Annotated in this window: 17 protein-coding genes and 1 pseudogene; 4 read left to right on the forward strand and 14 right to left on the reverse strand. The window is 72.8% G+C overall.

Annotation, left to right across the window (positions count from 1 at the left end):
- Nucleotides 1-12 precede the first annotated feature (12 nt).
- From IO33_RS0106140 to IO33_RS0106160, 3 genes are all read right to left on the reverse strand, one after another.
- A complete protein-coding gene (locus IO33_RS0106140) occupies nt 13-1,197 on the reverse strand; it encodes a WD40 repeat domain-containing protein (protein ID WP_157857805.1) in 1,185 nt (394 codons plus the stop codon).
- Complete coding sequence (locus IO33_RS45830; RefSeq protein WP_157857806.1) at nt 1,194-2,006, reverse strand: hypothetical protein; 813 nt, start codon at nt 2,004-2,006, stop codon at nt 1,194-1,196. Before IO33_RS45830 ends, IO33_RS0106140 begins: the two co-directional genes overlap by 4 nt.
- A 343-nt stretch (nt 2,007-2,349) precedes the next feature.
- The gene (locus IO33_RS0106160) at nt 2,350-3,405 is read right to left on the reverse strand and encodes an LLM class flavin-dependent oxidoreductase (RefSeq protein WP_031161088.1); all 1,056 of its coding nucleotides are present in this window, start codon (nt 3,403-3,405) and stop codon (nt 2,350-2,352) included.
- 381 nt (nt 3,406-3,786) lie between these two features.
- Here IO33_RS0106160 and IO33_RS43885 point away from each other — a divergent pair.
- A pseudogene (locus IO33_RS43885) lies at nt 3,787-5,890 on the forward strand (M4 family metallopeptidase).
- 50 nt (nt 5,891-5,940) lie between these two features.
- Here IO33_RS43885 and IO33_RS0106170 read toward each other — a convergent pair.
- The 3 genes from IO33_RS0106170 to IO33_RS0106180 all read right to left on the reverse strand — a co-directional run bounded on the left by IO33_RS0106170 (nt 5,941) and on the right by IO33_RS0106180 (nt 8,806).
- Nucleotides 5,941-7,140, reverse strand: a complete 1,200-nt coding sequence (locus IO33_RS0106170) for a glycoside hydrolase family 64 protein (protein ID WP_031161089.1) — start codon at nt 7,138-7,140, stop codon at nt 5,941-5,943.
- A 172-nt stretch (nt 7,141-7,312) separates the two neighbouring features.
- The gene (locus tag IO33_RS0106175; protein ID WP_031161091.1) at nt 7,313-8,068 is read right to left on the reverse strand and encodes a dienelactone hydrolase family protein; all 756 of its coding nucleotides are present in this window, start codon (nt 8,066-8,068) and stop codon (nt 7,313-7,315) included.
- 117 nt (nt 8,069-8,185) lie between these two features.
- Entirely contained in the window at nt 8,186-8,806 is a 621-nt protein-coding gene (locus IO33_RS0106180) for an L-threonylcarbamoyladenylate synthase (protein WP_031161094.1), read from the reverse strand.
- A 358-nt stretch (nt 8,807-9,164) separates the two neighbouring features.
- Between IO33_RS0106180 and IO33_RS0106185 the strand changes: the two genes are divergently transcribed.
- Complete coding sequence (locus IO33_RS0106185; protein ID WP_031161097.1) at nt 9,165-10,706, forward strand: helix-turn-helix domain-containing protein; 1,542 nt, start codon at nt 9,165-9,167, stop codon at nt 10,704-10,706.
- Between the two features lie 120 nt (nt 10,707-10,826).
- On the opposite strand, the gene IO33_RS0106190 is transcribed toward IO33_RS0106185, so the two are convergent.
- From IO33_RS0106190 to IO33_RS0106205, 4 genes are all read right to left on the reverse strand, one after another.
- The gene (locus IO33_RS0106190; protein ID WP_031161099.1) at nt 10,827-12,059 is read right to left on the reverse strand and encodes a cytochrome P450 family protein; all 1,233 of its coding nucleotides are present in this window, start codon (nt 12,057-12,059) and stop codon (nt 10,827-10,829) included.
- Nucleotides 12,060-12,178: 119 nt separating this feature from the next.
- Entirely contained in the window at nt 12,179-13,426 is a 1,248-nt protein-coding gene (locus tag IO33_RS0106195; protein ID WP_031161101.1) for a serine hydrolase domain-containing protein, read from the reverse strand.
- Between the two features lie 1,094 nt (nt 13,427-14,520).
- Nucleotides 14,521-14,988 carry a hypothetical protein gene (locus IO33_RS0106200; protein ID WP_031161103.1) on the reverse strand — a complete coding sequence of 156 codons (468 nt, stop codon included), beginning with the start codon at nt 14,986-14,988 and terminating at the stop codon, nt 14,521-14,523.
- Nucleotides 14,989-15,239: 251 nt separating this feature from the next.
- Complete coding sequence (locus IO33_RS0106205) at nt 15,240-16,337, reverse strand: PP2C family protein-serine/threonine phosphatase (protein WP_425347960.1); 1,098 nt, start codon at nt 16,335-16,337, stop codon at nt 15,240-15,242.
- A 346-nt stretch (nt 16,338-16,683) separates the two neighbouring features.
- On the opposite strand from IO33_RS0106205, the gene IO33_RS0106210 reads away from it, so the two are divergent.
- Nucleotides 16,684-17,592, forward strand: a complete 909-nt coding sequence (locus IO33_RS0106210; RefSeq protein WP_031161108.1) for a GNAT family N-acetyltransferase — start codon at nt 16,684-16,686, stop codon at nt 17,590-17,592.
- Between the two features lie 127 nt (nt 17,593-17,719).
- On the opposite strand, the gene IO33_RS0106215 is transcribed toward IO33_RS0106210, so the two are convergent.
- From IO33_RS0106215 to tgmA, 3 genes are read right to left on the reverse strand one after another with little or no spacing between them, the layout of a single operon-like run.
- Nucleotides 17,720-18,607, reverse strand: a complete 888-nt coding sequence (locus IO33_RS0106215; RefSeq protein WP_031161110.1) for a Gfo/Idh/MocA family protein — start codon at nt 18,605-18,607, stop codon at nt 17,720-17,722.
- A gap of 35 nt (nt 18,608-18,642) precedes the next feature.
- On the reverse strand, nt 18,643-19,626 hold the full coding sequence (gene tgmB, locus IO33_RS0106220) for an ATP-grasp ribosomal peptide maturase (RefSeq protein ID WP_031161113.1): 984 nt from the start codon (nt 19,624-19,626) through the stop codon (nt 18,643-18,645).
- 17 nt (nt 19,627-19,643) lie between these two features.
- Entirely contained in the window at nt 19,644-19,835 is a 192-nt protein-coding gene (gene tgmA, locus IO33_RS0106225) for a putative ATP-grasp-modified RiPP (protein WP_020938095.1), read from the reverse strand.
- 288 nt (nt 19,836-20,123) lie between these two features.
- On the opposite strand from tgmA, the gene IO33_RS43890 reads away from it, so the two are divergent.
- Nucleotides 20,124-25,040 carry a tetratricopeptide repeat protein gene (locus tag IO33_RS43890; RefSeq protein WP_037684996.1) on the forward strand — a complete coding sequence of 1,639 codons (4,917 nt, stop codon included), beginning with the start codon at nt 20,124-20,126 and terminating at the stop codon, nt 25,038-25,040.
- Between the two features lie 106 nt (nt 25,041-25,146).
- Here IO33_RS43890 and IO33_RS0106240 read toward each other — a convergent pair whose 3' ends face one another.
- Nucleotides 25,147-25,830, reverse strand: coding sequence for a DUF6338 family protein (locus IO33_RS0106240; RefSeq protein WP_031161118.1), 684 nt, complete (start codon nt 25,828-25,830; stop codon nt 25,147-25,149).
- Nucleotides 25,831-25,975: the final 145 nt, after the last annotated feature.

The raw sequence follows: 25,975 nt of genomic DNA on the forward strand, positions 1-25,975 counted from the left end.
GCCGGGCGGAGCTCACGGCGACGGGTAGTCCAGTTCCCAGCGCCGGTACGTCGCATGGCGCCGCCCCTCCTCGGTGCTCCCGTCCATGTTCCGGGGCGGGCAGTAGCCGGAGACCAGCAGTGTCCGGTGGTCCGGGGAGAAGGACGTGGTGAAGCCCGCGGGAGGCCTGGGCTTCACCGCCGACGGGCAGACGGCCGGGAAGGGCAGGGGAACGGCGGTCAGGATCCGGCCGGTGGCAGGCTCCCAGAAGGAGAGCCGTGCGTTCTGCAGGACCGCGGCGACACGGCCGTCGTCGGCCACCGGCTGGATGGGGCTCCGCCGGGTGCTCACGGTCTTGTCGGCGATGACATCGCTGAGTGTCGGATGCGGCTGCCCCGGTGCGGCCTCGGCGCTGGGCAGCGGGCTGGTGTGGCGGTAGTCCAGCAGCAGCGCGTGCTGGAACGAGCCGTAGAGGATGCGGCCGTGGCCGAGCAGGGCGTTGCCCGTGCCGGGGAAGTACACCTGGCGCTCCAGGCGCAGGGTGGCGGTGTTCCACACGTTCGCGCAGGAGTCGAACGAGGCGATCAGCTCGGGGCCGTCGAAGGCCAGGTCGCGGGCGCCGGAGCAGTCGTAGGTGCCTTCGAGCCAGTGCGGTGGGCCGCTGCCGCGCAGGTCGTAGACGCCGATCTCGTCCGTCTGCGCGGCGACCAGGCGGCCGGTGCGATCGATGGCGAGCTGGTCGGGCACGATCCCGGCGACCAGGGGACTGCCGGTCACGATCGTGCGCCGGACGGCGGGAGCGGAGGGATGGGCGGTGTCGACGACGGCGAGTTCGCTGTGGGCGCCGACGGCCGCGAGCCAGCGTCCGCCGGGGTCGAGGGCGAGCTTCGCCACGCGGCTGCCGAGGTGCGTGAGCCGCCGGGGCCCGGAGTGCGCCGACGTGACGTAGACGTCGCCGTTCTGCGTCCCGTAGACCACGCTGCCGGTGCCGGCCGCCACCGCGGTGACCTGTTCCCCGGCCACCGTCCCGGGAAGCGGGCGCAGACGCGGGGCGCTCACCGGTCGGGGTGGCCCGGCGGAACCGGAGCCGTGCGCCGGGCCGTCCCGGCCCAGCCGGAGCACCACCAGACAGAGGAGTACCCCTACGGCCACCGCCGCGGTCAGCACAAGAGCGAGCGCCCGTCCGCTCACGGCGCGCCGAGGGGCCCGCGCCGTCATGACACCCCGCTCGGCTGTCCCGCCGAGCCGTCCCCGCCGGCCGGCCTGTTCCAGCCCCCGCCGTGCGGATCCAGCTCCCAGACGGTCGGGTGGGCGGGGCGGGTCACCGTGGTGAACGGCCGTCCGTCGTCGTCGACGACGATCGTGCGTTTGTGGCCGTCCTCCACGAGGTCGACGGCCAGTTTCCAGTGCGCCGCGCCGTGGCCGATCCGGGCCGTCACGAGGAAGGTCTCCAGGTCTCCGGCGGCCACGGTGAAGTCGGGCGGAAGGCTCTTGCCGTCCTTGTCGTACAGGCCTTGGGGCTGCGGCTGGTCAAGGTCGATGTGCACTGCGTACACCTTCGCCTCGCCCTGGGTGCGGCACTCGGTCTCGACCACGTGGGAGACGGGTCCACGCGACGTCACCTGGGCCCGCATGCCGGTGATCAGCACGGTGCTGGAGCCGCTGTTGGTCACCGTCAGCTGCATGGCCGTCCGGTCCTCGTCCACTCCGCCCCGGGCGCGGGCCCAGCTCCAGAAGCCCGCGCAGCCGTCCTGCGGTTCGCTGTGGTCGAACCGTGCGGCGGGAACGAGCTGGATGAGGTCGCCCTCGGCGTCGAGGCGCATGGGGTCGGTCTCCACCGACAGGGACACCTTCGACTGCGAAGACGCCGGCCACAGGTGCAGCGCGCCCGTGAAGAGGGCGGTGGCCGCCGCGGCTGCCAGGGTGGTGACGGCGGTGGAGGCGGCCAGTCCCGGTACCGTGCGCAGCCAGCCCGCCATGCGTGCGCGGGCCGTCGCCGGTGGTGTTTCGTCGTCGGGCGCGGTCACGGGGGCATCGGGTGTCGGACCGGGCGTCTGATCGGGTGGCTGGACGTCGCCGTCGGTGTCGCCCCCGTCGGATGCGGGTGCCACGGCGTGGTCATCGGGTGGTGGCGCGGCGTCCGGGAGGTCCGGTTCGGCGTCCGGACGACGGTCGCCGTCCTCTCCGGAGCCGCTTCCCCTGTGCGTGTCGTGCTGTCCGGATGTGCCGCCCTCGCCCGCAGCAGCCGGTAATCCTGCCGCCACTCGACCACCCCCTGTGCTGTTCTCCTGATCCGGGCTCACATGCTGCCCGCCTTCCCGTACTTCACTCCCCACTCATACCAGGAAGCGCGGCAGGCCGCCGACCGGATCAGCCGGCCGGCCGCCACCCCAGCGCCGGGCCCAGCTTCGTCGCCATGTCCGTCAGGATCTGCACGTAGTCCTCGTGCTCGAAGGTGAACGGCAGCGCGAACGCCACCTCGTCCACCTCCCGGAACGCGGCGTGCGCGCGCAGCCGTTCGGCGATCTGCTCCGAGCCGCCGACCAGGTCCGGGGCGAACAGCAGCCGGCCCGGACCCTGCGGGGAGGTCGTGCGGGGCAGGCGCTCGTCCGCGTACGCCTCGTACTTGGCGCGCTGCTCCGGGCTCGCGGAGTCGGTGGGGATCACGACCAGGCCCTGCGAGACCCGGGCCGCCTCCCCGTCGGGGTGATGGGCGCGGAACTCCCTGACGAGGGACAGCTGGATCTCGGCGAAGTCCCAGGGGCCGTCCGGCTGTTCCGCCCTGACCACGCTGCTGGTCAGGAAGTTCATGCCGTGCTCGCCCGCCCAGCGTGCGGAGCCGGGACTGCCACCGCCGTACCACATGCGCCTGCCCAGGCCGGGGGAGTGCGGCTGGACCACATCGCTGGTGTATTCGATATGCGGCTGCCGCCGCGTGGCGTCGAATCCCTCGGCCCCGCTGAAGTCGCTCGCGGGCTTGCCGCGCACCAGGTCCAGCAGCCGCCGCACCCGCTCGTAGCCGAACTCCTCCGACTCGGCCGTGTCCGGGTAGAGGGCGCCCTTGACCTGCTCGAAGTGCATCGGCGGGCCCACGCTGACGCCCGGGTTCAGCCGGCCGCCGGACAGGACGTCGACCGTCGCCAGGTCCTCGGCGAGCCGCAGCGGATTCTCCCAGCCGAGCGGCGTCACCGCGGTGCCCAGCTCGATCCGGCGGGTCCGCTGGGAGGCGGCGGCGAGGACGGCGACCGGGGAGGAGATGCCGTACTGCAGATGACGGTGCCTCAGCCACGCGCTGTCGAAGCCGAGCCGCTCGCCCAGCTCGATGATCTCCAGCGTCGACTCGTGGCCCCGCGCCGGATCCGCCGGGTCGAACAGACCGATGGTGAGGAAACCCAGCTTGCGCAGCGGGCGGGCGGTGGACGGCACGGGCTCCTCCAGCGGTCGTACGTCAGTTCCGTCTCCGATTCTGGCAGCCGAGTGTGACAACCGTGTGATCACTTCGGCGGCACGGTGATCTCGTCCATGGCTCCTGCCCGGCGCACCGGCCCGTATAGGGAAAACCCTTGAATGCCCGCACGTGACTGACATGTTCGAGTCAAGGCTGGAATCCTTCCCCCACACCGCACATCCCCGGTGCGTTCACGGATCACGGTTCCGCACAGCTCAGCTCGCCCGGGCAGAAGACCCGTCTGCCCGTCTGTCACCGGTCGCGTCCCGGCGGCCGCAGCAGGAGGAGTACGAGTGAGACGCCTACCCCACAGACCCCTTTCCCCCAGAGGTCACCAGCGCGCCACGGTCGGAGCCGCCCTGGTCTCCACCGCGGCGTTCCTCGCCATCGGCATCCAGGCCACCCCGGCGGCCGCCAAGCCCGCCGCTCCCCACCCCAGCCCGCTGCGCACGGGCGCCCTGGAGACCAAGCTCAGCCCGGCCCAGCACCAGGCGCTGATCAAGAGCGCCCAGCAGAAGACCGCCGCGACCGCCCGCACGCTCGGCCTCGGCGCCAAGGAGAAGCTGGTCGTCAAGGACGTCGTCAAGGACAACGACGGCACCCTGCACACACGGTACGAGCGGACCTACGCCGGGCTCCCCGTCCTCGGCGGCGACCTCGTCGTGCACACCCCGCCCGCCTCCCTGGCCGCGGGCACCGTGAGCACCACCTACAACAACAAGCACCGGATCAAGGTCGCCTCCACCACCGCGGCCTTCACCAAGTCGGCCGCCGAGTCCAAGGCCCTGAAGGCCGCCGAGTCCCTCTCCGCGAAGAAGCCCGCCGCCGACAGCGCCCGCAAGGTGATCTGGGCCGGCACCGGCACCCCGAAGCTCGCCTGGGAGACGGTGATCGGCGGCTTCCAGGACGACGGCACGCCCAGCCGGCTGCACGTCATCACCGACGCCATGACCGGCAAGGAGCTGTACCGGTACCAGGCGATCGAGACCGGCGTCGGCAACACCCGGTACAGCGGCCAGGTGAACCTGACCACGACCCAGTCGGGGTCGACGTACACGCTGACCGACGGGGCGCGCGGCGGTCACAAGACGTACAACCTGAACCACGGCACCTCGGGTACCGGGACGTTGTTCTCGCAGAGCAACGACACCTGGGGCGACGGCACCAACTCCAACGCCGCCACCGCGGGTGCGGACGCCCACTACGGCGCGCAGGAGACCTGGGACTTCTACAAGAACACCTTCGGCCGCAGCGGCATCAAGAACGACGGTGTCGGCGCCTACTCCCGCGTGCACTACGGCAACTCGTACGTGAACGCGTTCTGGGACGACGGCTGCTTCTGCATGACCTACGGCGACGGGTCCGGCAACCGGCTCCGCCGACAGCTGGTACTCGGGCGTCGGCGGCCTGGACGTCCACTACTCGTCGGGTCCGGCGAACCACATGTTCTACCTGCTGTCCGAGGGCAGCGGTACCAAGGTCATCAACGGCGTGACCTACAACAGCCCGACCTCCGACGGTGTCGCCGTCGCCGGCATCGGCCGCGCCGCCGCGCTGCAGATCTGGTACAAGGCGCTGACGTCGTACATGACGTCGAGCACCAACTACGCGGCCGCCCGCACCGCCGCCCTGAACGCGGCGACCGCGCTGTACGGCGCCAACTCGGCCCAGTACGCGGGAGTGGCCAACGCCTTCGCCGGCATCAACGTCGGCAGCCATGTCACCCCGCCCGGCAACGGGGTGACGGTCACCAACCCGGGCAACCAGACCTCCACCGTCGGCACCGCCGTCAGCCTCCAGGTCCAGGCGAGCAGCACCAACAGCGGCGCGCTGACGTACAGCGCCTCCGGGCTGCCGGCCGGCCTGTCCATCAACGGCTCCACCGGTCTGATCACCGGCACACCGACCACGGCGGGGACGTCCAACACCACCGTCACGGTGACCGACTCCACCGGTGCGACCGGCACCGCGAACTTCACCTGGACCGTCAACCCCGGTGGCGGCGGCGGTTGCCCCTCGACGCAGCTGCTGAGCAACCCCGGCTTCGAGTCCGGCAGCTCCGGCTGGACCGCCACCAGCGGCGTCATCACCACCGACAGCGGTGAGGCGGCCCACGGCGGCTCGTACAAGGCCTGGCTGGACGGCTACGGGACCTCGCACACCGACACGCTGTCCCAGTCGGTGGCGATCCCCGCCGGCTGCAAGGCGACCCTGACCTTCTACCTGCACATCGACACCGCGGAGACCACCACCAGCACGCAGTACGACAAGCTGACGGTCACCGCCGGTTCGAAGACCCTGGCGACGTACTCGAACCTCAACAAGGCCTCCGGCTACAGCCAGAAGTCCTTCGACCTGTCCTCGCTGGCGGGTCAGACCGTCACGCTGAAGTTCAACGGCGTGGAGGACGTCTCGCTGCAGACCAGCTTCGTCGTGGACGACACCGCCCTGACGACCAGCTGAGCCACCCCGCTCCGCGGCCCCGCACCCGAGCGGTGCGGGGCCGCGGCATGTCAGCCCATCGGATCCAGCGTCAGATACGCCTGCTGCGGACTGCCGTCGTGGACCAGCGACTCCTGGTTGCCGACGTCGTCGAAGGCGAAGGCGTAGGCCTTGCCGTCGGCCATCTGGGCGTGAACGGCCCGCGCGTACTGGTTCGTCACCCGGTCCTGGTAGAAGCCGGTCGTCGTGCCGTCCGGCTGGCTGGTGTTGATCAGCAGCGTCGAGCGGTTGAAACCGGCGCACAGGGTGCGGGAGATGGGTCCGCGGACGTTGTCGTTGGGCGCGTCGAGCAGCTTGTGACAGCCGAAGACGCTATCGGCGTCGGGCTTCTGGAAGCTGGTGACGACCGCGCCGGAGCCGTTGGTGAAGTTCATGACGTTGCCCGAGACCCGCCCGTAGTACTTGGTGTCGGGCTGGTCGGCGAACGGCGTGACCGTCAGCGTGGACGTCGTGTACTTCTGCCAGACCCGGTTGACGTAGTCGTCCATCACGTTCGCCGGCAGGGCGCCCGTCTCCACGCCGTACAACGGCGACAGCGCGCGCAGCACCGTGCCGTCCGAGCGGGTCTGGACCAGCCCGGCCCAGCCGCCCGACTGGCTCCGCAGGGCGTTGAAGAAGCCCGTGTAGCCACCGGACTTCAGATGCCCGGTGCTGCCCACGCTGCCGTCGGAGCGCTGCACCCCGACCGCGTACGGCGCCGAGAACATGTCCACCTGGGTGCTGTTCAGCCACAGCCCTGAGTCGTTGAGGGTGTACTCGGACCAGTTGAACAGGATGTTCCGGTTGGGGTCGGAGGGGTTCTGCACGGCCGGCTGCACCAGACCGCCCGTGGTCAGCCGGAAGTCGAGCTTCTGGCCGTAGGAGAAGTAGATGCGGCCGGAGAACTTCGGTATCCGGATCGTCTTCGACTGCCCTGGGGCCGGGCCGTCGATCGCCGCGTCCGGAGCGGGCGTCGGGGGGTTGCCGCCCGCCGGCCAGGCGTGGAAGCCGCCGTTCGCGTCGGCCCAGCCCTGCCGCCCGGAGGACAGCTGGGTGCCGAGGTCGTATAGGTAGACCGGTTGGGAACGGCCCGAGTTGTTGGTGATCTTCAGGGGGAGGGTGTCCGGTACGGCTGCACCGGCGCGGTCCGGGGCGCCCACGGCGAGCACACCGCCGACCAGGGCAGCGGCGGCGGCCAAGGGCAGCGCGGGACGGGTGAGTTGATGCGGCACTCTCTTGCCTCCGTGTGGGGTCGGGGTCGTACGGCATTGGTCCGTACCGGGTTGAGAGCGCTCTCAGACTCGCGCCGAGACGCGTGCATGTCAATGAGATGAACGGGATGAGGCGGCACGGGCAGCTCCGGCGCCCGCGGGGAGTTCGACTCGTGCGGGCGCCGGACCCGGCTCAGAAGGTGCGCTCCAGCAGGCCGAGCAGGGCCGCCCAGTGCCGCTCGTCCGCCTCGCGGTCGTACGCGGGGGTGTCCGCCTGGGTGTATCCGTGCTGGGCGCCCGGGTAGACCTCGCAGGTGTGCCGGACCCCGGCCTCGGTCAGAGCCTTCTCGAAACGCTCGATCTGCTCCGGCGGCAGCGAGTGGTCGTTGTCCGCATGGCCGAAGTACAGCTCCGCGGTGACCCGCGGGGCGCCCAGGTGCGGGCTGGTCGGATCGTCGGTGGCGAGCGCACCGCCATGGAACCCGGCCGCGGCCGCCACCCGGTCCGGATGCGCCGCCGCCGTCCAAAGGGAGAGCCGCGCACCCATGCAGTAGCCGGTGATGCCGACCGGGCCGTCCGCGATCAGCGGGCTGTCGGCCATCCAGCGCAGAAAGGCGGCGGAGTCCCGCCCGGCCATGTCCGGGGTCATCGAGAACACGGCCGGGCCGAGCCGCTCCCAGATGGTCGGGTCGGTGCTCGGGTCGATGAACTCGGGCAGGTCGAAGACCGGGGCCCGGCCCAGACGGTAGAACACGTTCGGCACGAGGACCGTGTAGCCGGCCGCTGCCAGCCGGTCGGCCATCGCCTTCAGGTGCGGACGCAACCCGTAGGCGTCCTGGTAGAACAGCACACCCGGACGGGGGCGCCCGTCGGCGGGATGAACGAGGTAGGCGTCGGCGACGCCGTCCTCGGTCGTGATGTCGAGATCGCTTCCCTGGACATCGGTCATGGTGGGCAGGCCCTCCCTCGGGGAATCGGCGTCGGACGGGGGACCGGCTTCGACGCCACGGCTGCGCCCCATGCTGTCATGCAAGATCGACAACGCCGCACCCGGTGTCCGGCGTGCTCATTCGAACCGGCTGGTGTCCCCCGCGCCGCGCCGCACGATCTCCGCCTCGCCGCCGGAGAAGTCCACGACCGTCGTCGGCTCGGTGCCGCACTCGCCGGAGTCGACCACCGCGTCCACCACGTGGTCGAGCCGGTCCTTGATCTCCCAGCCCTGCGTCAGCGGCTCCTCCTCGTCCGGCAGCAGGAGGGTGCTGGACAGCAGCGGCTCGCCCAGCTCCGCCAGCAGTGCCTGGGTGACCACGTGGTCGGGGATACGCACGCCCACGGTCTTCTTCTTCGGGTGCAGCAGCTTGCGCGGCACCTCACGAGTGGCCGGGAGGATGAAGGTGTAGCTGCCGGGCGTGGACGCCTTCACCGCCCGGAACACGTCGTTGTCCACCCGGACGAACTGGCCGAGCTGCGCGAAGTCCCGGCACATCAGGGTGAAGTGGTGCCGGTCGTCCAGATGACGGATGGAGCGGATCCGGTCCATGCCGTCCCGGCTGCCCAGTCGGCAGCCCAGCGCGTAACAGGAGTCGGTCGGGTATGCGATGAGAGCTTCCGAGCGCACCGCGTCGGCGATCTGGCCGATGCTGCGCGGCTGCGGATTCTCGGGGTGCACGTCGAAGTACTTCGCCACCCGTCGAGCTTATGCCGTCCCCGCACGCCACACCCACATCCCCACGCACCCATGCACCGCGCGGGCGATACCCGCGCCGCGCGGCGGGGCGGCCGAACCGGCCGGGCGCCCGCCGGCGAGACGGAGGCGGGCTGCCTTCCGGCCGGCCGCCCGGAAATTGACACGCGTACTTCCCAGCTTCCGGGGCATGCGACCGGTGAGCCGTCCCGGCCCTCCCCCCGGCCCGGGACGCGACGTCTCCGCCGGCGGCCCATCCCCCCGGGCCGCCGGCGGAGCCATGCCCCGCGCGCGAGCGCGGCCTCTGCGGTACCGTGCGGCGCGCAAGCCCAGGTGAACACGGAGATGAGGAGAGGGGCACGTGGCCGGACGACCGGACGACGGGCCGGCGCTCCCGCAGCCGTACGGCGGTGACAGCGCCTGGTCCCGGGAGCTGTTGGACCATCTGCGGCCGGCCGGACGCGATCCCCGCCGGCTCGTCGCCTGGCTCGCCCGGACCGCCGGCGCGGCGGTGTGCCTCCAGGACGCCCGCGGCGGCCTGCTCGCCGGTGAGCGCCTGCCGCTCGACGACGTCGTCGTCGCCGACGTCGCCTCCGGCCGGGTCTCCGCCGCGGCCCTGCAGGACGGCGAACGGCATCTGCGCCTGGTCGGCCTGCGGCAGCCGGGGCCCGGCCCGGCGGCCCGGGCCGTCCTCGCCGTGGCCCGCCCGGCGCCCTTCGACCGGCGCACCGCCGAGATCCTCGGCCACACCGCGGGCGTGCTGGAACTGCTGCTCCGGGAACAGGAGTCGGCGGAATCCGGGCGACGGCTGCGGCGGGCCACCGCCGATCTGCGGCTGGCGATCCTGCAACTGCTCATGGTGGAGGACACCGTCTCCGCCCGCCGGGTCGCCGCCGGACTGTGGCCGGGCCTGCTGGAGGAGGACACCGCGCACGTGTACGTCCTCGAAAGCGCCGCCACCACCCGCGACCGGCTCGCCGACGCGTGCGTGGACGCCACAGCCGGGCGGGCGCTCGTCGTGCGCTGTCCCGCGGTGGACGAACACGTCATCGTCGTCGGCCCGTCCGGCGAGGTGGGGCAGCGGCTGCGGTCCCTCGTCGCCGACCGGCCCGGCACCTACCTCGGCGGCAGCCCGCGCCAGCGCCTCGCGCTGACCGCCACCGCCTACGGGCAGGCCGTCACCGCCCTCGCCGTGGCCCGCTTCCACCCCGACCGCGCCGCCGTGTACGCCGCCCGCACCCGCCCCGCCCAGCTCATGGACCCCGCCGCCCTGCGGGCCTGGGCCACCGTCGTGCTGCGCCCGCTCGACGCGCTGGCGCACCATGTGCGCGCCGAGCTGCTCGCCACCACCCGGCTGGGCCTGGAGTTCACCGCCGTGAACGCGGCCAAGGTACTGGGTGTCGGCCGCAACACGGTCCGCGCCCGGATGGACCGGGTGGCCGCGCTGCTCGGCGCCGACCTCTCCCGGCTGGCCGTCCGCGCCGTCGCCCACGCCGCCCTCGACACCGAGGCCGCCCACGGCCCCTACGACCCCCGCGGCGGCGCATCCGGCCCGCCGGCCGGGACCGGGCTCGCCGCACTGCTCGGCACCGGTGCGCTGCGCTCCTGGGCCGAAGGGCTCCTCGGCCGCCTCGACGCGGACGGCCGCGACCTGCGCGGCACCCTGCGTGCCTGGACCGGCGCCGACGCGCACGCCGAACGCGCCGCCCAGGCGCTCGGCGTACACGCCCAGACCGTACGCGAACACGTCCGGGCGGCCGAACCCGTCCTGGAACGCCGGCTGACGGCCGGCGGCACCGACCTGTACGAGGTGGTCCTCGCCCAGCTCGTCACCGGCGAGCTGCCCGTTCCCACCCTCGGCGCGGCGAACCAGGACCAACCGGACTCGCCCGTGCACCGGTGAGTGCCGCGCGGGCCGCGCCGGGCACCGGTGCACTGTCCCGCGACCGGCGGCGAGCCGTAGGTTCGGCAGACCGCGGGGCACGACCGGCACGGGGGACCGGTCGCGGCCCCGCGCCCCGGCTCAGGCTTCCAGGAGGACCGGGATCTCCTGCCAGCCGTGCGCGATGAAGGACGGCACGTGCCGCAGTTCGCCGGCGTCCACCGCGAGCCGCACGTCCGGGAAGCGGGCGAACAACGCGGGCAGCGCCGTGAGCGCCTCCAGCCGGGCCAGCGGAGCGCCGATGCAGCGGTGCACACCGATCCCGAACGCCAGATGGTCCTCGGCGTCCCGGGCCGCGTCGAAGACGGCCGCGTCCGCACCGTAGTGCGCCGAGTCCAGGCCCGCGGCCGCGTACGTCGTGATGATCGCGTCACCGGCCGGGATCGTCACGCCCCCCACCTTCAGATCCTCGACCGCGAACCGCAGCGGCAGCGCCGCGATCGACGGATGCACCCGCAGTGTCTCGTCGACCACCGCGCCCCAGGTCACCGCCCCGCAGCGCACCGCCGCAAGCTGCGCCGGACCGCTCAGCAGCGCGACCACCGCGTTGCCGATGAGATTCACGGTGGTCTCGAACCCGGCCCCGACCACCAGCAGCAGCGTGTGCAGCAACTCCGCGTCCGAGAGCCGGTCGCCGTCCTCGTCCCGGACCCGGATCAGCTCCGTGGTGACGTCGTCGCCCGGATGCGTCCGCCGGTGCTCGATCAACGCGCCGAACACCGAGCCGATCCGCTCCTGCACGGACGCGGCGACCTCGGGGCTCGGGTCGGAGGTGTCCATGATGTCGGCGATCAGCCGCGCCGCGTCGGGCCGCAACTCCTCGGGCACGCCCAGCAGTTCGCAGATGATCCGCATCGGCAGCGGATGCGCCAGCCCGGCCCGCAGGTCGACCACGCGGCCGTCGGCCCCCTCGGCCGCCAGCGCCTCCAGCAGTTCCGTGGTCAGGGCCGCCACGCGCGGCCGCATCGCCTCGGTGCGCCGGTGGGTGAAGCTCGGCGCGACCAGCTTGCGCAGCCGGGCGTGGTCGGCGCCGTAGGTGGAGAGCATGTTGACCACCCCCACCCAGGTCGCCATCCAGCTCCAGGACGGATGCCGTGGCAGCTCCGGCCACAGCCGCCAGTGCAGGCGCGCGTCCTTGCTGACCCGGGGGTCGAGGATCAGCTCCTTGAGGGAGTCGTAGCCGGTGGGGGCCCAGGCGGGGATGCCGCCGGGCAGTTCGACGGGAACGACGGGACCGAGCGCGCGCAGCCGGGCGCTCTGCGCGACGATGTCCGAGCCGAAGGGGTCGAGGGCGGTGCGGTCGGTGACGGTCACGTGTGATCTCCTGGGCGAGGGGGCTCACTTGCGAGGCGGGCGCCCTCAGTAGACGACGTCATCGCCGGCGAGCACACCGTACGCGCTCACCGGGGGAGGAAACCAGCCGTTCCTGCGCCTCAACCGGTGCGCGAGACTGGCAGGTTGTAGACGTTCGCCGGGGAGATGATCTTCGTGATCGCCTCGCCGAGCACCGTGCTCGGCTCCTGGGAGCGGTAGTCGGTGTCGCTGTTGAGGAGCGCCACGAGCGTCGTCCGCGACGACGGCAGGTAGATGGTCAGCGACTCATAGCCGGGCAGCGAGCCGTTGTGGCCGACCCATCCGTACACGTCGAAGATGCCGAGACCGTATCCGGCGCCCTTGACCGAGCTGGTCTGCGGCGTGATCAGACGCTGCTTCTGGGCGGCGGTACTGACCATCCGCGTCCCGTCCGGGAACTCGCCCGTGGCGACCGTACGCGCCCAGGTGTGCAGATCGCCGAGCGTCGAGATCATCGCGCCGGCCGCCCAGCCCCAGGACGGATTCCAGTCGGCCGAGTCGGCCTCCTTGCCGTTCGCCGTCTGCAGGGTGTACCCGTGCGCGTGCGGGGCGGGGAACTCGTCGCCCGTCGGGAACAGCGTGTGCTTCATGCCGGCCGGGTCGAGGATGTGCCGCGTGATGTAGTCCCCGAGGCGCTGCCCGCTCTGCTTCTCCACCACCAGACCGAGCAGGATGAGGTTGGTGTTGCAGTAGAAGAACCGCTGTCCCGGCTGGAACATCACCGGGTGCTTGAAGGAGTAGGCCAGCAACTGCTGGGGCGTGAAGGGCCGTCGCGGGTCGGAGGTGAAGGCCTTGAAGAAGCCCGGGTCCTCGGAGTAGTTGAACAGCCCGCTGCGCATCTCGGCGAGCTGACGCAGCGTGATCTTGTCCCCGTTGGGTACGCCGTCGACGTACTTGCCGATCGGGTCGTCCAGACCGGCCTTCTTCTGGTCCACCAGCTGCAGCAGCGCGGTCACGGTGAACGTCTTGGTCTCGCTGCCGATGCGCATGTACAGGTCCGTTGTCATCTTCTGGCCCGTGCTCTTGTCGGCGACCCCGAACGAGCGCACGTAGTCCGGCTGTCCCGGGGTCCAGATCCCGACGGCCGCACCGGGCACGATCGCCTTGCGCAGCACCGTCCGTACGGCGGCGTCGAGTTGGCGTGCCACGCGCGGGGTGAGGTCACGGACGGCCGGTCCGGACGGCGTCGGGCCGGGCTGCCCGGTGGCGAGGGCGGCCGGCACGGAGACCGGTGACGCCCAGACGGGTCCGGCGGCCGACGGCGCCACCAGCGTCCCCACCGCGACGGCGACCGCGGCCCCCCTCGGGAGACGGCGGGATTGCGGCATGGTCTGACTCCAAGCACGTGAGAGCCGAACGCGCGGTGAGCGGGGCGTCGGGGCCCGGACTTTCCCAGCATAGGAGCGCCCATCCGGCCCCGCCCATCGGAGGGAGGGCCGGGGCGGCCGGGGTGGTCCGGGTTCGAGTGGGCCTCGTTCGGCGGGGTCTGGATCTGGTTTCGGGATTGGCCCGGGTGGTCTGGGTTTGAGGGGGCTTCGCGGGACGGGGTCTGGATCCGGTTGCGACACCGGCCCGGGTGGACCGGATTCGAGCGGGACCCGTGCGACCGGGGCCGGAACCGGCTCCGGGACCGGCCCGGGTGGACCGGATTCGAGTGGGGCCCGTGCGACCGGAGCCGGACCCGGTTCCGGATGCGACCGGGGTGGACCGGATTCGAGTGGACCTCATCCGACCGGACCTGGACCCGGTTCCGGATCCGACCGGGGTGGACCGGATTCGAGTGGGCCCGTGCGACCGGGGCCCGACCCGCCTGGACCCGACCCGACTGGGCCCGGACCGATCGGACCCGGATCGATCGGACCCGGATCGACCGGACCCCGATCGACCGGACCCAGCTCCGGACTGACCGGAGCCGACCCGAGCCCGCCCCGACCGGCCTGGCCCGCCTGAGCGGCCGGTCAGGGTCGGCGTGGCCCCGGCCGGCACCACGGCATCGGCCGTCCGGACCTGGCGAAGCGCTTGGACCGGCCCGGCCGGACCGAGTGCGTGGAGGGGATGCGCTGTGTGGGCCGGGTCGAGTGCGGGGCTGGGATCAGTCGCTCGGGCTGGGCCGCAGGTGTGGACGGGACCGGTCGCGGGGACCGGGACCGGAGCAGGCGCCTGGACCGGGCCATGTCCTGGATTGGATCATGCGACTGGATCGGATCACGCGCCTGCGCTGGATCTGGCGCCTGGGACGGATCGACTCCCTGGAACGGGTGCTGGGCCAGTCGGCCGGCCCGCGTGGACGGATCGGGTCGGGGAACCGCCCCGCGTTCGCGTCGTCGCCGAGTGCCGGGACGCGCGGAAGCTCCGTGCCCGCGCGCCACGGGCCGTTCGCCCCCGGCGGTCGCTCCGGGTGCGTGCGGTCCCCGCCCGGTCCTCACTGCCCGCCCAGCGGTCCGAGGACGGCGAGAGAGCCGTTCGCCTGCCGCAGCGCGTCCTCGAGTGCGCCGGGCGAGTGGAGCCTGCCGGTCCCGTCGGGCGGCACGAGCCACTCCAGGAAGCGCGTGGGCCGGTACGGCGGCGGAACGGCGACCCAGGCCCCCTTGGTCGCGTACCGCAGACCGGCCCCCACCCAGCCCCCGCAGGGGTCCGGCGGCAGGAAGAACCCGACCCGGCCCACCGCCGTGTCGACCAGTGTCGGCCCCGGCGCGGGCACCCCGGGCCGCCACAGCAGGTCCAGTGTGAGCAGACCCAGCCGGTCGGGGACACTCAGCAGATCCCAGAAGCGGCCGGCCTCCAGCAGCGCGACGCCCTCGCCGTGATCCCACTCCCGTTTGCAGGAGCGCGGGTCCGCCGCGGCCGCGGCCAGCCACTCCACGCCCCGCATCCACATCGTGTTCGTCATGCACTGCTCCGGGTCTCCTCGCGCGCCCGCGCTCGACGCGGGAAACGGCCGTGACCGGGCACTCCGTGCGCCTGCACACCAACCCGGCATATGCATGCTCGTAGATATTTCTACGTGGCGGAAGGGGTGGCGCACCCTGGCGTTTGAGCTGGGACGTTCGAACTCCGATGGTGGGTTCGCCGGTTGGGGTGAGGCAGGGGAGGCGGGGTACGTGTGCCCCGCCGGATCGCCGTACCCGGTGCGCCGCCTCGCTAGGCGGCCGGCGGAGCGGGTGCCAGCACCAGCATCGTGACGTCGTCCCGCACCGTGTAGCGCAGCTGTACGAGGTCCGCCCAGACCGCTCCGGGCAGCTCGGCGGGCGGTGTGCGGGCCAGGGCGGCGAGGCGCGCGGGCAGCGGGTAGAAGGTGTCGTCGGCGTCCCGTGCCTCCCACACCCCGTCCGAGGCCAGGAACAGCCGGTCGTCCGGACCGAGCGGCACCGTGACCTCCTTCGGCGGGTCGACGCCGACGAGCCCGAGTCCCAGCGGGGGTCCGGGCGCCACCGTCAGCTCCCGGGCGTGCTCCCCGTGCAGCAGGACGGGCGCCGGATGACCGCAGGCCACCACCCGCACGACACGTCTGTCGGGGGAGAACTCCAGCAGCACCCCGGTGGCGAACAGTTCCGCATGCCGCACGCCCGCCGAGTCCACCGCCAGCCTGCGGTCCATCCGCGCGGCCACCGCCTCCAGGTCCGGCTGGTCCAGCACCGCCTCCCGGAAGGCGCCCAGCAGTGACACCACCGTCGCGAGCGCCGACAGCCCGTGCCCCTGTACGTCGCCCACCACCGCACGCACCCCGTACGGCCCGTCGCGCACGTCGAAGAAGTCCCCGCCCACCAGCGTCCCGTCCTGCGCCGCCCGGTAGAAACCCGTGCACCCCACGCCCGCGACCCGCTTCGGAAGCGGCGGCATCACGGCACGCTGCACGGCCTCGCCGATCGCCCGCTCCGTGTCCAGCTGGGCGTCCCGGCGACTGCGCACATACGACACGAACACGCTCAGCGCGGCCACGAACACGATGGTGAGCAGATCGGTGTTGCCGGGGCGGTTCAGATGCGTGGCGGGCACGTTCAGCACCACGATGACCGCGAGGCCGAGGAGCGCGGTGGCCAGAGGGCCGTACGACAGCACGGCCAGCGGCGGGATGGCCCCGAGCAGGAAGCCGAGATCGCGCGCATGCGGGGTGAGCAGCGTGGCCGTGCTGACGGCGACGAGCAGCAGCACGGGCAGCACCCGCACCCACCACGGCGGCGGCGCGCCCCGCAGCCAGCCGCGATCCTCCCGGTCCCCGCGCGACGACACGCCGCGCACCCATCGCACACCCCCAAGCTACGCCGCCCTTCCCGCCGGGGCCTCCGGCCCCTGCGGCACCGGGGTCCCACCGGGCCTCGCGCCCGCCACGGCACCGGGCCGCGCCGTGGTCCTGCCCCCTCGCGCGGTGCCTCCGGGCGGGCCGCCGGCCACCGGCGCTGCGATAACCGGTGGACGCCCCGGACGCGGCACTCCTAGGCTGTGCCGGCACGCCCGAGACGGACGGAAGGAGGCGAGCGTCATGGCCACTGTCATCCCGCGCTCCCCCCTCCCCGTCACCCGGGTGTGCCACGCCTGACCGGGAGCGCGTCCACGCCGTACCGCGGCACGCACCCCGGAGGAATCCATGACCACCCCGGTCATTCGTACGCTCGACGAGAGCAGCGCGCACCTCTTCGACACCATGCCCGACCCGCTGGGGTTCCGGGACAGGCACCGGCAGACCCGCTACCGCCCCGACTGGCAGCGCATCGCCGTCCGCGACGGCCGTACCGTGGCCCGCGCCGCCTGGTGGGGCCGGCCCGAGGACCCCGAGCCGCTCCTGATCAACTGGTTCGACGTGGCCGAGGGCGAGGAGGAGGCCGGCGCCGCACTCCTGCGCACGGCGCCCTGGCCGACCGACGAACTCGAACTGGACCTGCCCGCCGGCTGGCGCTCCGAGGCCCGGCAGCGGGCCGCCACCGACGTCCGCGCCGCCGCCGCCCGCGCGGCCGGATACACCCCTCTGGTGGAGCGTTTCGTGTACCGCTGGACCGCGGACCGGGGCGTGCCCGAGCGGCCCGGGCGCCTTCTCTTCACCGCCGAGCCGGACGACACGGTCTTCTTCGACCTGCTGCGCCGAATCCACTCCGTCACCCTCGACGCACACGCCCGCCGGGCCATCGAGCAGGGCGGACCGGACCGGGCGGCACAGCAGGAACTGGACGTCTTCCACTGGTTCCCGTCCCCGCGCGCGTGGTGGCAGATCGCCCGCACGCCCGAGGGCGAGACGGTCGGCGTCCACATCCCCGCACACAATCCGTCCGGGCCCTGTGTCGGTTTCATCGGCGTCGTGCCCGAACAGCGCGGTCGCGGCTACGCCTACGACCTGCTCGCGGAATGTACCCACTTCCTGGTGGCGCAGGGCGCCGAGTTCATCGCCGCCGCCACCGACCGGACCAACCTCCCCATGGCCGCCCACTTCACCGCGGCCGGCTACCCCGTCGTACGGGAGCGCATCAACTTCTGGTCCGGCGGCGGTGTCAGTGCCGGGTGAGGGTTGACAGGGCCCACCGTTCGGAGCCGCGACCGCCCTGCCGGTGGATCGTCGACTCCAGCCCCCTGCCCGCGCCGCCACCGAAGGGAACCGGGGCCGCGCGGGCAGGGGCGGGTGGGGGCCGGGGTCAGTCCCTGGCGGCTGTGAGGCGGGACTCCGCCGTGGCGAGGATCTCGGTGACGCGGAGGCCGAACGCGGCGTCGCAGGCGTGCGGGCGGCCCGTGCGGGCGGCCCGGAGCAGGGCGTCGGTGGCGCGCGTGAGCGCGGGGATCGCTCCCTCGGAACTCCCCGGCATCAGCGCCACGCCCTCCTCGCCCCGCAGTTCCACTTCGGCCCCGGCAGCCGCGGGCGGCGCCGTCAGGCTCAGCGTGAGCGTGCTCGACGCGCCGGTGGCGTGGTCGAGGACGAGGTGGACGGTGTCCGCCGGGCCGTGTGCCGCCGCCACCACGTGCCGTACGTCGCCGAGGACGGGCAGCAGGACCGACAGCGCGTGCGGGCCGACGTCCCACAGCGCGCCCTTCTCCCGCCGCCACGGCGAGGCCGCGAACGGGCTGGCGGAGGTGAAGACCGCCCCCAGCCACTGCGCACGGGCCGTGAACCAGCCCGCCACGGCCGCCTGTTCGTCGATCCAGGCCTCCGGTTCCTTCTGGAAACGCGCGGTGAGGAACACCACCGAGGCCACCCCGGCCCGCTCCGCCGCGGTCACGACGGCGCGCCCCTGGTCGACCGACACGGCGAGCGGCTTGTCCAGCAGCAGATGCCGGGCCGCCCGTGCCGCACGCACCGCCAACTCGGCCTGCACCGACGGCGGCAGGGCCACGGCCACCGCGTCCACGTCGGCCAGCAGCGCGTCCACGTCGTCGTACACGGGGACGTCGTACGGCTCGGCCAGCGTCGCGGCCGCCTCCGGCCGGCGCCCCCACACCCCGGCGAACTCCACGCCGGGGTGCCCGGCGAGTGCGGGGGCGTATGCCGCCTGGGCCCACGGGCCCGTTCCCAGCAGTCCGATACGCATGTGGCGTTCCTTTCTCCGAGCCGCTCCCCGCACCCTCAAGAGGCTGCGCTCCGGTCGTCCTCCGCACACCCGCGGTCCCGGTCCCCGCCCCCGGCGAGCCACCTGGCGATCGTGGCGGCGATGGGCTGACCTGTGTCCATCTCGACGAAACCGAACTGGCCCGACTGGTTGCACTCCAGGAACCACCAGATCCCGTCGGCGTCCTCGGCGAAGTCGAATGCGCCGTAGGCCAGTTCCGCGCCCCGCATGTACCGCCGTACGCCCTCGGCGACGCGCGGCGGCACCTCCGCGGGCAGCCAGGGGGAGACCGACGGGGCGAACCGGACGTCCACGTCGTCCGGGTGGGCGTCGGGGTCGGTGGGTTTGCGCGCGGCCAGCAGCGTGTCGCCGACGGCGGTGAGCCGGATGTCGGCCCGCTTGCCGACCCGCCGCTGCAGCAGCGTCGGACCGAAGGCCACCGCGGAGAAGTCGGTGTCCGGCGCGACCCGGCTGGTCGGTACCGCACGCGGCGGCTCCTGCGGATGCGCGCCGGACACCGGTTTGACCACCAGGTCCGGGAAGCGCGCCGCGAACTCCCGGGCCGCCTGCGGGAACGTCGTGATCAGCGTGGCCGGCACCGCGAGGCCGCTGTTCTGGGCGAGGCGCAGCTGCCAGGGCTTGTGACGGGCGCGCCGGGCCGCGTCCGGATGGTTCATCCAGCGCGCGTCGGTGGTGCGCAGCATGCCGTACAGCGCCTGCGACGACTCCTCCGTCAGCCAGGCCGACGGGTGGGCGGCGCGGGCGGCGGCATCCCCGGGTCTGCGCACCCAGATGGAGCGCAGGCCGTTCATACTCACCAGGCGCCCGCCGGCGGACAGATGCCCGCGACAGGCGCCCTGGACGTACTCGCCCGACAGCGCCACCCCGTTGGTGAGGTCGGCGGGGTCCAGCCGGACGACGGGCACGCCGGCCTCGCCCAGTCGCAGGACCACCATGTCGGCCGTCACGTCTTCTTCACTGGTCAGGATGAGCACGGTCATCTTCCAGGGCCCGCGGCTCAGTCGTCGAAGTGCGTCTTGGAACCGGCGGTCGACGTCGTGGTCCCGAGTGCCCTGAGAGTCGCGTGGTCGGTGGCGGCGATCCGCCCGTCCGGGAGGACGTTCAACTGCAGTCCGGAGTCGTACGCGTACGGAGTGGTGACGTCCAACTGCACAGCAGGGCGTGCGTAGTTGAGCGTGAACGGTTGCATGGTCTCTCCCTGATTCGGCTTTCACGTCCTTATACGATTCGAACGGGTGATTGGTTTCCTTACGCTGCGTAACCGCAGGTGGGGCAGGCAGGCCGGAAAGGCCTTCTGGCATGGGAGGTTGGGGAAGAGGCGGGCGGGCGGAGTGAGCGGGACCACACCGCCGCGACGGTCGGATCGGCGCCCGGGGCGCGGGGGAGTGGCGGGCGGCACCTCTGTGTGCTTCGGGCCGGTCGCCTCCCCCGCAGGAATTCTCCCCCAGGGACGGCGTGCGGTTCATAAGCTTTTGGGATGCGGGACGATGCGCTCGTCGGCCCGGTGCCGGCCTGGACTCGGCAGGAGTCGCTGGCATACCTGGCACCGGTGACCGGGATCATGGAACTTCGCGAAGCGGAGGAACTGGCCGCCGAACTCGCGGATTCACCCCCTGCCCTTCGACTGGCCCGGGCCTGCCTGGAGAGGCGTCAGCTTCCGCTCGGCGCCTATCTCCGGCGGGTCCGCAAGGGCCCGAAGCGTCCGAACCGCCTGGTGACCGGGATCGTCTACCGCGACCGTGCGACCAGAGCCGTGCTGCGTGCGGCCGTGCCCGCCCAGGTGGTACCGGTGGCGGCGGCACTGTCCGCCATGAAGGGCGAACTGCTGGCCCGGCCCGGCGCATACGGGCTGATGAGCCTGTTGGCGTTCCTCGCCCCCGCGCGGCTCGACCTGCGGCTGCTGTTCGGCCACGACATGGACCTGGGCTTCCTGCCGCCATCGCTGCGCGATCCGGACGGGTACGCCACGGCCGGCGCCGCCCTAGCCGAGTTCGGGCTGGTCAAGATCGCGCCAGACGGATCCGAGCTCAGAATGCACTCCGTGGTGCAGGCTGCGGCCCGCACCCTGGTGATGCGGCCGTACTGGGCCGGTGCGGCCCTGCTCGTGTGTGCCGAGGCACTCGACGCGGTCGGCCTCCCCTCCGACGCCGACCGGCTCGCGAGCCACGCCGAGCACGCCGTCGCGCACGTGCGCGAAATGAATCGGCTGCAGCCGCTCTGCGTGCGGGTGCTGCGCGACCTGGGCATGGCCGCGGGCCGGCGGGGACGGACCGAGCAGGCGAAACGGCTGCTGAGGGACTCCCTGGAAATCTCGCGCTCGATCCGGCGCGGCGACCGGGCCGACTTGGCGGAGGCGTACTACCAGTACGGCCATGCCCTCTCGGAGGACGGCGACCCGGCCGAGGGACGTGCCCGGATCGACCAGGCGATCGCCCTGGCGACGGAAGTCCGCGGACCGGACGCCCCGCAGGTCGCGCGCTACCGGCACACGCTGTCGGCGGTCCTGCGCGAGCTCGGCGAGCCCGCGGCCGCCAAGGCGGAGCTGCTGGCCGCCCTGGCGATCGGGGAGAGGCGTCTCGAAGCGGGCAGCCCGGACCTCGCCGTCGGCCGGCAGTCACTGGGCGTGTTCCTGCACGAGGAAGGAGACCTGAGCGGTGCCCGGCGCGAGATGGAACAGGCCCTGGCCCGGCTGCTGGCCTCGGTGGGGGAGAACGACCACAGGGTGACCGCCTGCCGGTCCACGCTCTCCCGGGTGCTGCGCGATCTGGGTGAGCTGGAGGAGGCACGGAACCAGCTGGCCGCGGCGGTGGCCGCCGGAGAGGCCATCGACGGCCCGGCTCACCCCCACGTGGTCGCGGACCGCTCGGACCTGGAGCGGGTCGAGCGCGAACTCGCCGGGAACGCCGAAGAGGAGGAGTCGGCCGCCGTCGAGGAGGCACCTTTCCCTCCACTGGATCCGTCCCGTCTGATCCTCTCGGCGGACGCCGTTTCCGACGCCGCCGCCCCGGTCGAATGGACCTGGAGGCTGACCCGGGCCGACGGAACCGTGCTGGCCGAGCACGAGGTGCGGCTCGACCCCGCGGACGCGTCCTTCGCCGCCTTCTGCGACCTGCACGCCTGGCTGCGCTGGCGGACCTCACCGGACCGGCGCCGCAGCGACGAGCTCCGGCTGATGGACGGGCTCGGCCGGTGGATCGGCGCGGAGGTCCTCGGCCCCGTCGGCGGGATCCTCGGCGAGGACCGCGCCGAACCCGCAGTCGTGCGCGTCCAGGTTCCCCAGGGCGCGGCCTGGCTCCTCGACCGACCGTGGGAGCTGGCCCGGCTCGGCGACGGCGTCCGCCTCGCGGAGAGACCGGTGAGCCTGGTCTTCGAGACCGCGGCGGCCGCGACGGGCAAGACGAAGCCGTCGACGGCCCTGCGGATCCTCGCGGTGTTCAGCCTGCCGTCCGACGCCGCCGCGCTGGGGCTACGGCGCGAGTTGATGGCCCTTGAGCGGATCGTCAAGGAGGTCTCGGACGGCGGCCGTGCCATCGAGCTGCACGTCCTGCACTACGGAGTCACACGACAGCGCCTGAGTGAGCGGCTCCCCGACCCCGAAGGCTGGGACATCGTGCACCTGGCCGGGCACGGACGCCCCGGAGAGCTGTTCACCGACGACGGCCACGGGCGGAGCGAGACCGTGACGGCCGACGAGATCACCGGGATGCTGAACCCGTCGGCACGGCGACTGAAGCTGATCGTGCTGTCCTGGTGCGATTCCGGCGGGGACGCCACGGCCGACTGGGACGAGGAGGAGGACCTCGAGCCGGCGCCCGCGCTGCCGATCCGGCTGGCCTCGACGATGAGCTGCGCGGTCCTGGCCATGCGCTACCCCCTCGCCGACGAGTTCGCCGTCGAGTTCACCCGGGAGTTCTATCTGCGCCTGCTGTCCGGCGGCGCGGTGTCCACCGCCGCTCGTGAGGCGATGACCGGCTTGAGGCGGCGCAGCGACGCCGCGGGACGGGCCTGGCGTCCGCTGTGGTCGGCGACACCGGTACTGCTCAGCGCGGGAACGGCCGACCTGATGCCGGTCATACCCCCGCCCGGCCCGAGGCCGAGCGTGCCGGGTGTCTCGGCGGAACTCCCGGAGCGGCCGCAGGTGTTCGTCGGCCGAGCCGCGCTGGTCGGCCGTCTGGCGGCAACCGGCCCGGTGCTGCTGACCGGGATGCCGGGCATCGGCAAGTCCACGACCGCCCTGGAGTTCGCACACGCCTACGCGGATGCCTACGACCGCGTCCTGTGGTGCCAAGGAGCAGTCCCCGCGACGACCGACGGCCTCGACGAGCGGACTCTGATCGTCCTGGACGGCATGGACGGCGTCTGGCACGACGAGCGGTGGCGGGAGCACGCGGAACGCACCGGCGGACCCAAGGTCGTCCTCACCTCGCGGCTCGTCCCGGCGGACCCGCCCGGGAACCTGAGGATCGAGCCGGTCCACCCGCTCTCGCCGGCGGACTGCGCGCTGCTCGCCCGCGAAGTCCCCGGCGTGGACGCCTCGCTGGTGCGCGGCGGTGAGAGGCACCCTCTGCTGCTGGCCGGGCGGACCGGTCACCGCGCCCTGATCGCCGCCTGGGCCGAGGACGCGGCCTCCGCCCTGCCGCAGGAGGCCCGGATCCTCTTCCGGTTCCTGTGTTCGCTGGAAGACGCGGACCGCGAGGCGGCGCCCGTCGTCACCTCCGTCTGGGAGGACGTGTGGGAGGCGTTCGGCGGGCAGGGCGAGGCGCCTGACGTGGATCCCGTGCTCGATGCCCTGGCCCGCTGCGGCCTGGCGGACGTCGTCCGCGATCCGGCGGTCGAGAACGCCGTCCGCTCCGTCCTGATGCATCCGATCACGGTCGAGGTGGGCCGCGGCCTGCTCACCGGCGAGGAGTACGCGGCGGTGACCGGTGTCGTCGCTGCGTTCTGGTGGTTCTGCATCCAGGAGAGCCGCCGCGAGGAGAACAGCCACATGGCCGTCTTCTACGCCGGCCGTGCCGTCCCGTACCTGCTGGCCCTGGAGCGCCCGCGCGAGGCCCTTGAGGTGCTCAGCGTGATCACCGGGCGCGACATGTCGGCCGAGACGATCGACGCCGTACACGCCTGGCTCGCCGAGCTGGACGAGCTCGCCCGAGGCACCGACGTCGAGCCGGACGTGGGCAAGCTCCGGACCGACCTGCTGGTCCGGAGCCGGAACGTCTCGGCCGGGGCCGAGCTGCGGACGTCCCTGGAGAGCGCGGTCGAGGCCGGGGACCACCAGGCCGCGGCGCTCGCCGGCGGCCATCTGGCCAATGTGCTGATCTTGATGGGCCGCGCGGAGGAGGCCCTGCACGTCGCCGAACTGGCGGAGGAGCACGCCCGTCGCGCGGGGCCGGATCCGTGGCGGCGGCTGACCGCGCAGCTGCAGGTGGTGCAGGCCCTGGTGGCCGCGGGGCGCTACGAGGACGCCCTTCCGCGCGTGCGGCGGCTGGCGCGCCGACTCGGGAAGCTGGGCGAGGACGAGTCAGGGGAACACGACCGGTGGCACGTCCTGGAGGTCCTGCTCAACGCGGGCTTGCGGGCGGCGATGAAGCTCCGCCGATGGGAGGAGGCCCTGGAGTTCGGCGACGGCATCATCGTGAGCATGGCGCGGCGCGGCGCACCAGAACTGGAGATCGCCCAGGCCGAGTACAACAACGCGTTCCTGCTGCGCGAGTTCGGCCAGTCGACCCGGGCCCGCGAGGTCCTGCGCCGCTGCCAGGCCGTCTTCGAGCGGGAGCGGGCCCTGGCCCGGCTCGCCGGCGTCCGGCAGTCGCTGGCCGAACTCGAGGCGCGCGAGGGGCGGTACACCGAGGCGGCCGAACTGATGCGGGACGCCCTGCGGTTGCTCTACGGCGTCCGGGACACCCTCGACCCGGAAGCGATCAGGGACGCCCACGCGACCCTCGCGGCGCATCTGACGAACGGCGGCACGATCGGCGCCGAGGCCTTCCACCACCTGCTCGCCGTGTCGATCACCGACCGGCTGACCGGCTCGCCCCGGCTTGAGGAGACCATCGACCGGCTGCGCTGGGTGGCGACTCGCTACGACGACCTGCCCGCCTCGCTCGACGACCTCATCGAGGCGGTCGACGCCGTGCCGGGAGTGCGCTTCACGGCGCTGCTCGCCGTGCTGCCCGGGGGAAGGACAGCCGCCGAGCACGTCCTCACGGAGCTTCGCCCGGTGGTGCGCTACGCGGCCGAGGCCCTGATGCTCGACCTCTTGGAAGCGGCCGGGCTCAAGGTGGGGACCATCGATCTCGATGCCGTCCCGGAGGAGCGGGGGCTAGGCGGACGCCTCGTCGACCGGTTCGGCCCCCTCGTCCGGGGGCGGAGTCTGAGGCGGGGCCGGAGCGGGTGACCGGCGGGCCGGGCGCTTGGGCGGCAGCGGCCTGCGCATCGGAGCCGCCTGCCAACCGCGGTGAGGGTCGTCGTCCCAGTCGGGCTCCCAGTCCTCGGGAGGATCGTCAGGCCGGGTCATCGGGATCCGCCTCCCTGCCGTCGAAGAACTCGATCGACACGATGGAACTTCCATTCAACCAAATCCCCCTGCTGCCGGGATACGGCTCGGCGAACCAGTCGTCCTCGTCCGTCCACCGCTGTTGCAGGTACAGGTCCCGGTGCGCGGGGTCGGACGAGGCGAACGAACGGTCGGCGTACAGCCCGTAGACGACCCGGCCCTCGGTGAGCCTGACCCGGACGTAGGCCGGGAACCCCCGGCTGAAGACCCAGTCCCAGGCCTCGGAGACCCTGGTCACCGAGGACAGGCCGATCCGGACCAGCAGCCGGTGCAGCCAGGCCGGGCGGCGGACGTCGGCGAGGAACGACAGCCCGGCTCCCAGGGCCACGGGGACGACCAGCAGGACGATCATCGTCCAGGCCGCGATCTGGCCGGCGTCCCGTCCCGGACCGTGCTGGACGACGTCGGAGGCGAGCGGGGCCGTCCACCACAACATCATGAGGTGCACCACGAGGGATCCGACGGCCACATGGGCGACGAACGCCCGTTCGCTGACGGCCGGGCCCTGCCGGCCGCGGTCCATGGTCGTGCCCAACAGGTAGCCCGGCATGAGGAACAGGACGGTCGCGCCGATCCCGGTCAGCAGGAACCCGATCACGTTCTTGGCCAGCTCGGTCGTCTCCACCGCCATGGGCCTCCTCCGCTCGTGCTCCCGCCGAGCGATGATTCCAGCGCGGCGGCCTTCGTGGACGAACTTCGGCGATTGGCCGACCGCGCCGCGTACCTCCGGCAACACGCGGTGCCCGGCGTACCAGCCGGGCCGGTCGGCGCCGGGT

This window comes from Streptomyces durhamensis (assembly GCF_000725475.1).
Lineage (GTDB): Bacteria > Actinomycetota > Actinomycetes > Streptomycetales > Streptomycetaceae > Streptomyces > Streptomyces filipinensis.